The sequence below is a fragment of the Scandinavium sp. genome (genome assembly GCF_051650185.1).
In the GTDB taxonomy this organism is placed as follows: Bacteria; Pseudomonadota; Gammaproteobacteria; order Enterobacterales; family Enterobacteriaceae; genus Scandinavium.
This window is the reverse complement of sequence record NZ_JBOFIN010000124.1, coordinates 36,263-47,155: the sequence shown is the minus strand read 5'-3', so window position 1 is coordinate 47,155 and position 10,893 is coordinate 36,263. Positions and strand designations below refer to the sequence as shown.

At 57.2% G+C, this 10,893-nt stretch carries 11 protein-coding genes; 4 read left to right on the top strand and 7 right to left on the bottom strand.

Annotation, left to right across the window (positions count from 1 at the left end; genetic code table 11):
• Positions 1-165 precede the first annotated feature (165 nt).
• Positions 166-687, bottom strand: a complete 522-nt coding sequence (locus tag ACRCWW_RS16260) for an NlpC/P60 family protein (protein ID WP_438683322.1) — start codon at positions 685-687, stop codon at positions 166-168.
• 201 nt (positions 688-888) lie between these two features.
• Here ACRCWW_RS16260 and ACRCWW_RS16255 point away from each other — a divergent pair, with 201 nt between their 5' ends.
• Entirely contained in the window at positions 889-1,233 is a 345-nt protein-coding gene (locus tag ACRCWW_RS16255) for a nitrous oxide-stimulated promoter family protein (protein WP_438683328.1), read from the top strand.
• 59 nt (positions 1,234-1,292) lie between these two features.
• On the opposite strand, the gene flhA is transcribed toward ACRCWW_RS16255, so the two are convergent.
• From flhA to hypA, 6 genes are read right to left on the bottom strand one after another with little or no spacing between them, the layout of a single operon-like run.
• Positions 1,293-3,356, bottom strand: a complete 2,064-nt coding sequence (flhA, locus tag ACRCWW_RS16250; RefSeq protein WP_438683321.1) for a formate hydrogenlyase transcriptional activator FlhA — start codon at positions 3,354-3,356, stop codon at positions 1,293-1,295.
• Between the two features lie 27 nt (positions 3,357-3,383).
• Positions 3,384-4,394, bottom strand: a complete 1,011-nt coding sequence (hypE, locus tag ACRCWW_RS16245) for a hydrogenase expression/formation protein HypE (RefSeq protein ID WP_438683320.1) — start codon at positions 4,392-4,394, stop codon at positions 3,384-3,386.
• Complete coding sequence (gene hypD, locus ACRCWW_RS16240; RefSeq protein ID WP_438683319.1) at positions 4,391-5,512, bottom strand: hydrogenase formation protein HypD; 1,122 nt, start codon at positions 5,510-5,512, stop codon at positions 4,391-4,393. Before hypD ends, hypE begins: the two co-directional genes overlap by 4 nt.
• Complete coding sequence (locus ACRCWW_RS16235) at positions 5,512-5,784, bottom strand: HypC/HybG/HupF family hydrogenase formation chaperone (RefSeq protein WP_438683318.1); 273 nt, start codon at positions 5,782-5,784, stop codon at positions 5,512-5,514. The genes hypD and ACRCWW_RS16235 overlap by 1 nt, the downstream gene beginning before the upstream one ends.
• Positions 5,775-6,644, bottom strand: coding sequence for a hydrogenase nickel incorporation protein HypB (gene hypB / locus ACRCWW_RS16230; RefSeq protein WP_438683317.1), 870 nt, complete (start codon positions 6,642-6,644; stop codon positions 5,775-5,777). The genes ACRCWW_RS16235 and hypB overlap by 10 nt, the downstream gene beginning before the upstream one ends.
• Before the next feature lie 3 nt (positions 6,645-6,647).
• Positions 6,648-6,998, bottom strand: coding sequence for a hydrogenase maturation nickel metallochaperone HypA (hypA, locus tag ACRCWW_RS16225; protein WP_438683316.1), 351 nt, complete (start codon positions 6,996-6,998; stop codon positions 6,648-6,650).
• A 307-nt stretch (positions 6,999-7,305) separates the two neighbouring features.
• On the opposite strand from hypA, the gene ACRCWW_RS16220 reads away from it, so the two are divergent.
• From ACRCWW_RS16220 to ACRCWW_RS16210, 3 genes are read left to right on the top strand one after another with little or no spacing between them, the layout of a single operon-like run.
• Positions 7,306-7,917, top strand: coding sequence for a 4Fe-4S dicluster domain-containing protein (locus ACRCWW_RS16220; RefSeq protein WP_438683315.1), 612 nt, complete (start codon positions 7,306-7,308; stop codon positions 7,915-7,917).
• Positions 7,917-9,932 carry a hydrogenase 4 subunit B gene (gene hyfB, locus ACRCWW_RS16215; protein WP_438683314.1) on the top strand — a complete coding sequence of 672 codons (2,016 nt, stop codon included), beginning with the start codon at positions 7,917-7,919 and terminating at the stop codon, positions 9,930-9,932. The genes ACRCWW_RS16220 and hyfB overlap by 1 nt, the downstream gene beginning before the upstream one ends.
• Before the next feature lie 10 nt (positions 9,933-9,942).
• Complete coding sequence (locus ACRCWW_RS16210) at positions 9,943-10,893, top strand: respiratory chain complex I subunit 1 family protein (RefSeq protein WP_438683313.1); 951 nt, start codon at positions 9,943-9,945, stop codon at positions 10,891-10,893.

The following is a 10,893-nucleotide window of genomic DNA, read 5'->3' as shown; positions in this document are numbered from 1 at the left end:
TACGCAGAGAATCGTAACGGGATACCAAATCAAGTGCCTGTCCAATGAGCATAAAAAAATCCGGAAACGAGTGAGCGTTTCCGGATTCTTACACAGCCACTGGATCGGTCAACTGATCCTTAACTGATCGGCATTACTCATGACGAGAGGTTTTGAGGACCAGTCTTACGCGTCAGCATCCAGCCTGCGGGCTGTTTCGTAGTGAGCCAGCCAGTATTCATTATCAAGGCTGGAGACGGTGACGCCTTTCTTCTTCGAAGCGTGAATGAACTCATTATTTCCCACGTAGACGCCGACATGGCGAGTCGTGCGGGACGTTTTAAAGAACACCAAATCGCCAGGAATTAACTCCCCTTTGCTGATGCGATGGCCGTTGTGCATCTGCTCGCCCGTGGTACGAGGCAGGTCCATGCTCATTGAGCCTTGAAAGATTTCCTGCATCAGCGCGGAGCAGTCGATACCGCGATGTGAATGCCCCCCGAAATGGTAGCGGGTGCCTTTCCATTGCGAATATTCAGCGAGAATTTTTGCTTTTACGGTTTCGTTCTGAGGATGAGAAACCTGGCGGGTCAGACTGCGGTCATTAAGCGACGTAAAATTCGAAGGCAGATTAAAAGCGCAAGCGTGGCCGGCAATGAGCGTGGAGGCGCACAGCACCATTGCAGGAAAAAGTTTCTTTAAGAGCATAAATGAGAAGTTCTACAAAAAAGAGCGAAAACATCCTTACGAGAAAGTGACCGGACTCCTCCCGGAAAGTGCGCAAATAATAACCATTGTTCATTTTTCAGCCAACATAAAACTCGTCTCTTTTTGGACTCTGACTCCGCGGATGGTGCCGGATAGCGTTAAGGAGTATTATTGATGCAACTTATTGGTTGAAGGTTTGGGATCATGGGAAGCCGCATTCGCAGAGAAAAATTGACGATTAACAGGATGATCGCGTTATACCAACAACGCTGCCCGCAAGCGAATCAGCAACCCGGACATTATGCCGCGTTGAATGCGTATGCTGACAAAAGGCTGGATAAATGCGTCTTTGGCGAAGAGAAGCCTGCCTGTAAGCAGTGCCCCGTGCACTGTTATCAGCCAGCGAAACGCGAAGAGATGAAGCAAATTATGCGCTGGGCAGGGCCGAGAATGCTGTGGCGACACCCGATTTTAACGGTATTGCATCTGATTGACGATCGTCGTGCCGTTCCGGAACTGCCGGAAAAGTATCGCCCTAAGAAATAAGCAAAACGCCGCGAGAGCACGGCGTTTTTAAAGAGGCCGTTCGGGCTGCAGGTGAGTGCTTATACCAGCGTCTCTTTCTCGATCCCCAGCCGTTTCATTCGTGAAAGCAACGTGGTGCGCTTTAAGCCCAGACGCTGTGCGGCACCTTTTGGCCCGGCAACAACGCCATTGGTTTCCCGCAATACACGGACGATTTGCTGATAGTCATCCTCGCCTTCGAGCGGCGGCTCAACAGGGTTTATGGTTGTTGTCACTTGAGTCAAAAAAGGGTCCTGTAGCGAAAGCTGCAACATGTTTCCCGGGCTCAGCAGCACTGCACGCTCAATGACATTTTCCAGCTCGCGCACGTTGCCCGGCCACGGCATCTGGCTCAGCACACGCAAAGTTTCCGCTGGAATGCTGTCTATTTTGCGGCCAAGGCGTCGGGCAATTTTGCTGGTGAACGCTTTTGCCAGCAGGGGAATATCTTCTGCTCTTTCACGCAGTGGCGGGAGCTCGATGGGGAAGACGTTCAGGCGGTAGAACAGGTCACTGCGAAACTCACGATCCTCCACCATCTGGCGCAGATCGCGGTTGGTGGCGGCGATCAGTCTGACATCCGTCTGGATCAGCTTATGGCTGCCCAGCCGTTCAAATTCCTGCTCCTGGAGTACGCGCAACAGTTTAGGCTGCAGTTCCAGCGGCATATCGCCCACTTCATCCAGAAACAGCGAGCTCTTATCGGCCAGTTCGAAGCGCCCGGTTCGGGGTGCACTGGCCCCCGTAAAGGCGCCTTTGGCGTGTCCAAACAGATCGCTTTCCAGCAGCCCGGAAGGCATTGCGGCACAGTTCATCTTGATCATTCGCCGCTCGCGACGGTGGCTAAGATGATGAATGGCCCGCGCAATCAGCTCTTTTCCTGTGCCGGTTTCACCCAGAATCAGCACGGTGCTGTCGCTTTGCGCGACCATCTCGACCTGTTTAAGCACGCTGAGCATGGCATCGCTGCGACCAATAATTTCGCCAAAGTCGTTATCGAGACTGTTCAGCTGTTCCGTCAGGACTTTGTTTTCATCTGTCAGCCGCTCCTTCAGCCTGCGGATTTCCTGATAGGCCAGCGCGTTATCGACGGCGATGGCGACACGCCCGGCAACCTGCCGCAATAAGCGAAGAGTGCTGGCGCTGAACACTTCTTCACTGCACTGCGCCAGTTTCAGCACGCCCAGCAGCGTCGAGCCTGACATCAGCGGCAGCAAGCACAGGCTTTTCAGTTCGTTGCCCCACATCGCGAACAGATTGCGGTCGCCCTGTGCCAGCAGGCTTAACGTGGGGTTTGGCAAAAGCAGCATCTCTCTGCTTTTGAAAACCTGCTCACTGAGCGTGCCGTTCTCATCCACTTCACTCAGGCTGTGAAGCGGGGTTTCGCCATCAAGATAGTGGCTGGTGAAGACGTTAAGCTTGCCTTCCTCATTGCCGCGCAGCACCACGCTGATGGCATCAATGCGAAAGTAGTGGTGGATCTCTTTTGCGACTTCGCTCACCAGTTCGTCGATATCCAGCCGCGAGAGGACAGCGTTGGTGATATCCACCAGAATGCGGAAGTTATCGCGTTCCTGACACAGCTGCTGGTAATCGCTGCTGGAACGTTGCCGCGTCTGGAATTGTTCCGTAACGACGGCGAGCAGCTGAGCCAGCGTTTGCAAACGCTGAAGCTCTTTACTGCTCCAGGGGCGATTTTCGCCACGCAGCACCTCGAAGCCGCCAAAAATACGCCCCTCGGTTGCCAGTGGCAGTAATCCGTAGCGGGCAAATTTCGCGTAATGAGGATGCTGACGAAGCTCGGGCCAGGTTTCACAAAATGCCGCGTAATCGCAATTCAGCGTATCCGGCCGGGAGAGCAGACGCCGCATCGGCCCTTGTTCCAGCGGAAGCTTATCGCCGCTCGCGAGCGTGCTGCTGTAGACATTCAGCGTCTGGAAGCCTTGCTGCCAAAACAGTAAGGCGACGCGGTCGGCAAGCCCTGCCTGCCTGATCAGGTGCGTGATTGTCTCGCTGACGGCGGTTAAATCTGTCTGTTGCAGCAAAGTACGGGTCAGTTCAAACAGGCCCTGCTGGCTGAGATCGCTTATCGGTGTCGTTGGCATGATGTTGTCCTGGCACGAAGTCAGTGCTTAGCAAATCCGCGGCAGCGGTTCGGCATGCGGTAAATCGAGCGTGCGCTTCACGCCGTAGAGCCCTTGCAGATGGACGCCTCTTTGCGTAGTCACTTCGCCAATGAGGGCGGCATCCCGGCCAAGAGGATGCGCTCGTAGCTGGCTAAGCACGCGTTCGGCGGCTTCAGCGGCTACGCCAATCACCAGCTTGCCTTCATTGGCGAAATTTAGCGCGTCCAGCCCCAGCAGTTCGCAAACGCCACGCACGGCGGGTTTGACGGGCAATTGGGCTTCGTTAAGCAAGATGCCGCAGCCGCAAGCGGCCGCAAACTCATGGGCGACAGCATTCACGCCGCCGCGCGTGGCATCACGCAACGCTTTTACGCCGGGGATATCTCGCAGGGGCTGAATCAGCGGGGTTAAGACTGCGCAGTCGCTTTGCAGGTCGCCATCAAGCCCAAGGTTTTCGCGCAGATTGAGGATGGCCGCGCCATGGTCGCCCAGCGTGCCGCTTACCAGCAGCACATCGCCTGGAACCAATTGTGAAGCGCCCCAGTTAATGTTTTGCGGAATTGCGCCGATGCCTGCGGTGTTGATAAACAGCTTGTCGGCCGCGCTTCTCGGCACCACTTTAGTGTCGCCGGTGACTATTGCGATATCCGCCGCTTTTGCCGTCTGCGCCATGCTTGTCACAATCTGTTCCAGCACGGCCATCTCCAGGCCTTCTTCCAGAATAAACCCGCAGGAAAGATAGCGGGGGAGGGCACCGCTGACGGCAACGTCATTGGCCGTGCCGCAAATAGCCAGCTTGCCGATATCGCCCCCCGGGAAAAACAGCGGATCGATAACATAGCTGTCTGTGGAGAAGGCCAGGCGGTCGCCGCTGGCGGTGAGCGTTGATAAATCGATACGCGCCTGGTCTTCCTGTTCCGCGAGCCAGGGGTTTGCAAAAGCCTGCATAAACAGCGAGTTGATTAGTTGCTGCATGGCCTGGCCGCCGCTACCGTGAGCGAGTTGTACGGTTTTCATTGTTGACCTTCCTGACTGCGATACTGATACCAGGCCGCGCACGCGCCTTCTGAAGACACCATCAGCGCGCCAAAGGCGCTTTGGGGATTGCAGGTTTTGCCAAACAGCGGGCATTGATGCGGCTTGCAGCGCCCGGTCAGCACTTCGCCGCAGCGAGCCAATGGATCGTCGCTGACTTCACGCTTTGGCGGCTGAAAATGCGCTTCGGCATCAAAGCGTTGATAGTTTTCTGTTAACTGCACGCCGGATTCGGCAATCACGCCAAGGCCCCGCCATTCGCTCTCGCCCTTCACCGCAAAAACTTCTGCAATGGCTTTTTGCGCCAGCGCATTGCCGGCATCGGGAACCACGCGGCGATACTGGTTTTCAACCTGTGAATGTCCTGCAATTTTCTGTTCGACCAGCATGCAAACGCCTTGCAGAAGATCCAGGGGCTCAAACCCGGCAACCACCAGCGGGCGCTGAAAATCAGCGGCGATAAAGCCATAGCTTTCGGTGCCAATCACCATGCTGACATGGCCTGGGGCGAGGAAGGCGTCGATGCTGTTATCGGGTTGCTCAAGCAAACTGCGAAGCGTGGGGATGAGCGTAATGTGCTGGCAGAAAAAGAAGAAGTTCTCAAGATCCTGCGCCCGCGCCTGTTGCAGCGTGATGGCGGTGGCGGGCATCGTGGTTTCAAAACCGAGGCCGAAGAACACCACTTTGCGCTGCGGGTATTCCGCCGCCATTCGCAGGGCATCCATCGGGGAATAAACGATGCGGATATCCGCCCCGCGCGCTTTGGCCTGCATCAGCGAACCGTTTTTACCCGGCACGCGCATCGCATCGCCAAAGGTACAGAAGATAACTTCCGGCATTGTGGCGATATCAATGCAGCTATCAATCCGGCCCATCGGCAGGACGCAAACCGGGCAGCCTGGCCCGTGAATAAACTCGATGTTGTCGGGCAGAAGCTGGTCGAGGCCGAAACGGAAAATGGCGTGAGTGTGCCCGCCGCACACTTCCATTATTCGCAACGGGCGTTCTGCGGAGCAAGGCAGCAGCGATGCCCGCTTTTTCAGATGCTCAATAAGCTGCATCACCTGTTCGGGCGCACGGTATTCATCGACGAAACGCATTATCGATCCTCGCCCCACATTAACGCTCCCACATCCGGCTCAACGTCGAACATGTTCTGGAGCGCAGCGAGGGTGTCACGGGCTTCATGCTCATCAATCACGCTCATGGCGAAACCGACGTGCACCAATACCCACTGGCCCATGCGTGACTGGCCTTGTTCATCCTGCGCACCGACCAGCGTCAGGTCGACATCTCGCTGCACGCCGCAGACGTCCACTTTGGCCTGATTGCCGTTAATGGCGCAGATTTGCCCCGGAACGCCTATGCACATCGTTGTGCCTCCAGCCAGTTCAGCCACTGATCCATCCCTTCGCCGCTGGTGGCTGAAATCAGTATGGCTTCAATATCAGGATTCACCTGCCGCGCGTAGGCAAGGCATTTCTCCACATCAAAATTGAGGTACGGCAGCAGGTCGATTTTGTTCAGCAACAGCAGTGAAGCGGCGGCAAACATTTGCGGGTATTTCAGCGGCTTGTCTTCACCTTCCGTGACCGAAAGTACCGCGACTTTGTGGCGCTCGCCCAGGTCGAAGCTTGCAGGGCACACCAGGTTGCCCACGTTCTCGATAAACAGAATGCCGTTCTCTTCCAGCGGCAGGCGCGGTGCGGCATCAGCAATCATTTGCGCATCCAGATGGCAGCCTTTACCCGTATTCACCTGAATCGCGGGAGTGCCTGTGGCGCGAATACGCTCGGCGTCGTTAACGGTTTGCTGATCGCCTTCGATAACCGCACAAGGGACTTTCCCTTTCAGCCTTAACAACGTCTCCGTCAGCAGCGTCGTTTTGCCGGAACCTGGGCTTGAAACCAGATTCAACACCAGCAACTGGCTGGCGGCAAAACGGGCGCGATTGCGTGCGGCAAGCTGGTTATTTTTCTCCAGCACGTCGATTTCCACTTCCAGCATTTTGCGCTGGCTCATGCCCGGCGCGTGCGTGCCTGCTTCGCCGTGACCGTAATGCAAATCACCGTCGGTGGATTGCTGTGGGCTAAAGTCTTGTTTGAGGCCCGTTATCGTCATTGCCGGGCGTGATGCCGGGGCGAAAGGGGCACTGCGAAAAGCGGAATGGGGATTATGCTCATCGCCTTCGATGTAACGGTTGCCATCCGCGCAGCCACAGGTTGTACACATGTCTTATTCCTCTATCACTTCGATGCGCTGAATGTGCAAACCGTCGTCCGCGACGATTTGCAGCTTGTCGCTATTGCACTGCGGGCAGCGGCGAACGTGCTGCGACACCAGCTGCACATAGACCTGACAGTCGGGGCACCAGCACTCGGCGGTCTGCTCCTCTAAGTGCAGCTCGCAGCCTTCCGCCAGCGTGCCGCGGCACACCAGTTCAAAACAAAAATTCAGCGCCGAAGGCTCAACGCAGGAAAACGCCCCCACTTTCAGCCACACGGCGCTGACGCGGCGAGCGCCGTTGACCTGCGCCTGTTGTTCAATGATCTCTACTGCCCGCTGGCAGAGGGTTATCTCGTGCATAACGACTCCGGACTGAATGCTTCCTCGCGTTAAAGCAAGATGCAGGCCACTTTTTATCTCTTTGATTTTTAGCCTTTAAGTGCAAATCGACACGTCGGTAATGACATTTCTGACGTGAATTCGCCACAAGTGACGGCGGCGAATCGGAACCGTCAAAAGCCATCGACACAAACGTCGTCATGCTGTCGATGACAGGGGTTGCGGTGAGCGCTGTTTATTTATCTGTTTGATTTTTATTGTCATTTCAATGTGGCATGTAATTTGCTGGACCAGCGCAATCTTTTTCTTCCGTTCACGAGGAATCACCATGAACCGCTTTGTGATTGCGGACCCTCAGTGGTGCATCGGGTGCAATACCTGCCTGGCAGCTTGCTCCGATGTCCACAAAACTGAGGGGCTTGTGCAACATCCGAGGCTAACGATGGCGCGAACTGATGACCACACGGCCCCGGTGCTGTGTCGTCATTGTGAAGATGCGCCCTGCAAACGCGTTTGTCCGGTCAACGCCATCGCCCTGGAAGGGGACAGCGTGCAGATCAACGAAAGCCTGTGCATTGGCTGCAAGCTGTGTGGCCTGGTTTGCCCGTTCGGCGCGATAACGCCTGCGGGCAGTACGCCGCTGGACGTGCCGACGCAGTACGAACATTACGTGCCCGCCTCACTGCTGAGCGATGTGCCGGTCAGCAATGACAGCATGAATCCTTTCCTGAGCTGGAACGCGGGGGTACGCACCGTCGCTGTGAAATGCGACCTGTGCCACTTCCTGCCCGAAGGCCCGGCCTGTGTGCGTTCGTGCCCGACACACGCGCTGCATCTGGTTGAACCTGATGCGGTGGCGGAGCAGATGAAACAGCGCCGGGCGCAAACAGCCCTGCTGATGCCAGATACGCTGACCAACTACACCCGGGAGCAACGCTAATGGACTCACTGCAATTACTGTTGTGGTCGGTGGGGCTGTACGTCCTCGGGGGCGTGGTCTCTTTGCTGCTGCAAAAAAATGAAGCGCTGGCCATCAAATTCGCTGGAATCAGCGCCGTTGCGGGCGGCCTGCTGGGGTTGTGTAGCGCGGTGCCTGTTCTGCTGAGCGGCGAAGTGCAGACCTGGCTTGCCGCCGGACCATTCCCTTTCGCGGCCTTCAGCGTGCGAATGGACAGCCTCGCGGCGTTTATGGTGATGGTTATCTCGCTGCTGGTGACCCTGTGCGCGCTCTACTCGCTCTCTTATATGCAGGAGTATTTGGGCAAAGGCGCGGCTTCGATGGGGTTCTTTATGAACCTGTTTATCGCCTCGATGGTCGGCCTGGTGGTGATGGATAACGGCTTCTGGTTCATCATTCTGTTCGAGATGATGTCACTGGCTTCCTGGTTCCTGGTGATAGCCGACCAGAGCGAAGAGTCGATCAAAGCGGGGCTGCTTTACTTCTTCATCGCCCATGCCGGATCGGTGCTGATCATGGTGGCGTTCTTCCTGATGTGGCGGGAAAGCGGCAGCCTGGAATTTGAATCCTTCCGCCAGTTACACCTTTCGCCTGCGGTGGCATCGGTCGTCTTTATCCTCGCATTTCTCGGTTTTGGTGCGAAAGCGGGGATGCTGCCGCTGCACAGCTGGCTGCCACGGGCGCACCCCGCGGCACCTTCCCACGCTTCGGCATTGATGTCGGGCGTAATGGTGAAAATCGGGATATTCGGCATCCTCAAAGTCGGGGTCGATCTCCTTGGCGCCACCGAAAGCTGGTGGGGGACTGTGGTGCTGGCCTTTGGCGCGGTCTCTTCCGTGCTGGGCGTGTTGTATGCGCTGGCAGAACACGACATCAAACGCCTGCTGGCGTGGCACACCGTCGAGAACATCGGCATCATCCTGATGGGCGTCGGCGTGGGAATGGTCGGCATTGCCACGCATCACCCGGTGCTGGCGACCATTGGCCTGCTCGGCGCGCTTTTCCATCTGCTCAACCACGCCTTGTTTAAAGGGCTGTTGTTCCTTGGCGCTGGTGCGGTGATTTTCCGAGTCCACACCCGAGATATGGAAAAAATGGGCGGCCTGGCGAAGCTGATGCCGTTGACCGGCACCGCGTTCCTGATTGGCTGCATGTCCATTTCTGCGCTGCCGCCGCTGAACGGCTTTGTCAGTGAATGGTTTACCTATCAGTCGCTGTTCACCATGAGCCACGATGGTGATTTCGCGATGCGTCTGGCGGGGCCGATTGCCATTGTGATGCTGGCAATCACCGGGGCGCTTGCGGCGATGTGCTTCGTGAAAGTCTACGGCATTAGCTTCTGCGGCGGCGCTCGCAGCGAACAGGCCGAACACGCACGCGAAGTCCCGTGGCCAATGACGGCAGCGATGATTGTGATGGCGCTGCTCTGTGTCGCGCTGGGCGTGGGGGCTTCTGTCGCCGCGCCGATCCTGACGAAAGTCGCCACTTCCTTAACGCATGCCAGCGATGTGATTGTTGCCGGCAACGCCGTCCTGCAACCGGGGAACAGCGCTCAGGCCATGCTTTCTCCTGCGATTTCCTTCCTGTTACTGATTGCTCTGCCTGTGCTGCCGCTGGCGGTGTGGTGGGTGCTGCGCGGTGAGCGCGGTGCTTTCCGTCGTCGCGGTGAGCCGTGGGCTTGTGGCTATGCGTGGGAGGAAGCGATGTCGGCTTCGGCGGGCAGTTTCACTCAGCCTTTACGCGTGATGTTCGCGCCGCTCTATCGGATGCGTAAACAGCTCGATCCTTCAGCCGCACTTGGCCGCGGTCTGACCAAAGCCACCGACGGCGCAGCAGCCGTCGAACCGTTCTGGGATGAGCGAATTATCTGGCCTGTGGTGCGTACCGTTCAGCGCGTGGGCGCGGTCGTCCAACGGATGCAGAGCGGTGATTTCCGCCTGTATTGCCTGTACGTGGTGGTGGCGCTGGTGGTGCTGCTACTGACCGTGGCCCTGTGAGGAGAGTGAAATGTTAATCCAACAAACGCCAGAGTGGGGCATGGGGCTGTTCGCGGTTTGTCAGGCCGCCATTCTGCTGGCGCTGACGCCGTTAATGACCGGGATTTCCCGTCAGATCCGCGCCCGTATGCACTCACGCCGTGGGCCGGGCATTCTTCAGGATTATCGGGATCTCGGCAAACTGTTCAAACGCCAGCCCGTCGGGCCCGATCAGTCCGGGGCGATGTTCCGCGTGATGCCGTGGGTGCTGCTCAGCAGCATGCTGCTGGTCGCGATGGCTCTGCCCGTGTTCACCCAAACGTCACCGTTCGGCGGGGCAGGCGATTTAATCACCCTGCTGTACCTGTTCGCGCTGTTTCGTTTCTTTTTCTCGCTCTCCGGGCTGGACAGCAGTTCGCCGTTTGCCGGAATTGGTGCCAGCCGCGAGCTGACGCTCGGCATTCTGGTCGAACCGATTCTGATCCTCGGCCTGATTGTGGTGGCGCTGATTGTCGGCTCCACCAACATCGGCACCATCAGCGCCACGCTGGCGGAAGGCTGGTCTTCGCCACTGGCGATTTTCATGGCGTTTCTGGCCTGCGGTTTCGCCTCGTTTATCGAGATGGGCAAAATCCCGTTTGACGTCGCCGAAGCCGAGCAGGAGTTGCAGGAAGGGCCGCTCACCGAATACTCCGGCTCCGACTTCGCGCTGGTGAAGTGGGGCATTGGCCTCAAGCAGGTGGTGGTCGCCGAACTTTTCCTCGCAGTGTTTATTCCGTTCGGCAAAGCAGCAAGCCTGACGGCATCGGCGTTGCTGCTGGCGCTGGTGGTGATGGTCATCAAGCTGCTGGTGGTGTTTGTGCTGGCGTCGCTGGTGGAAAACTCGCTGGCGCGAGGCCGTTTCCTGCTGACGCACCGCGTGACCTGGCTTGGCTTTGGCGTTTCGGCGCTGGCCTTCGTCTTCTATTTTACCGGTCTGTAA

What these genes read in the sequence shown, in the direction of transcription:
- ACRCWW_RS16260 (WP_438683322.1), bottom strand. Translation starts at nt 687, where the DNA reads ATGCTCTTAAAGAAACTTTTTCCTGCAATGGTGCTGTGCGCCTCCACG.
- flhA (WP_438683321.1), bottom strand. Translation starts at nt 3,356, where the DNA reads ATGCCAACGACACCGATAAGCGATCTCAGCCAGCAGGGCCTGTTTGAA.
- hypE (WP_438683320.1), bottom strand. Translation starts at nt 4,394, where the DNA reads ATGAAAACCGTACAACTCGCTCACGGTAGCGGCGGCCAGGCCATGCAG.
- hypD (WP_438683319.1), bottom strand. Translation starts at nt 5,512, where the DNA reads ATGCGTTTCGTCGATGAATACCGTGCGCCCGAACAGGTGATGCAGCTT.
- ACRCWW_RS16235 (WP_438683318.1), bottom strand. Translation starts at nt 5,784, where the DNA reads ATGTGCATAGGCGTTCCGGGGCAAATCTGCGCCATTAACGGCAATCAG.
- hypB (WP_438683317.1), bottom strand. Translation starts at nt 6,644, where the DNA reads ATGTGTACAACCTGTGGCTGCGCGGATGGCAACCGTTACATCGAAGGC.
- hypA (WP_438683316.1), bottom strand. Translation starts at nt 6,998, where the DNA reads ATGCACGAGATAACCCTCTGCCAGCGGGCAGTAGAGATCATTGAACAA.
- ACRCWW_RS16220 (WP_438683315.1), top strand. Translation starts at nt 7,306, where the DNA reads ATGAACCGCTTTGTGATTGCGGACCCTCAGTGGTGCATCGGGTGCAAT.
- hyfB (WP_438683314.1), top strand. Translation starts at nt 7,917, where the DNA reads ATGGACTCACTGCAATTACTGTTGTGGTCGGTGGGGCTGTACGTCCTC.
- ACRCWW_RS16210 (WP_438683313.1), top strand. Translation starts at nt 9,943, where the DNA reads ATGTTAATCCAACAAACGCCAGAGTGGGGCATGGGGCTGTTCGCGGTT.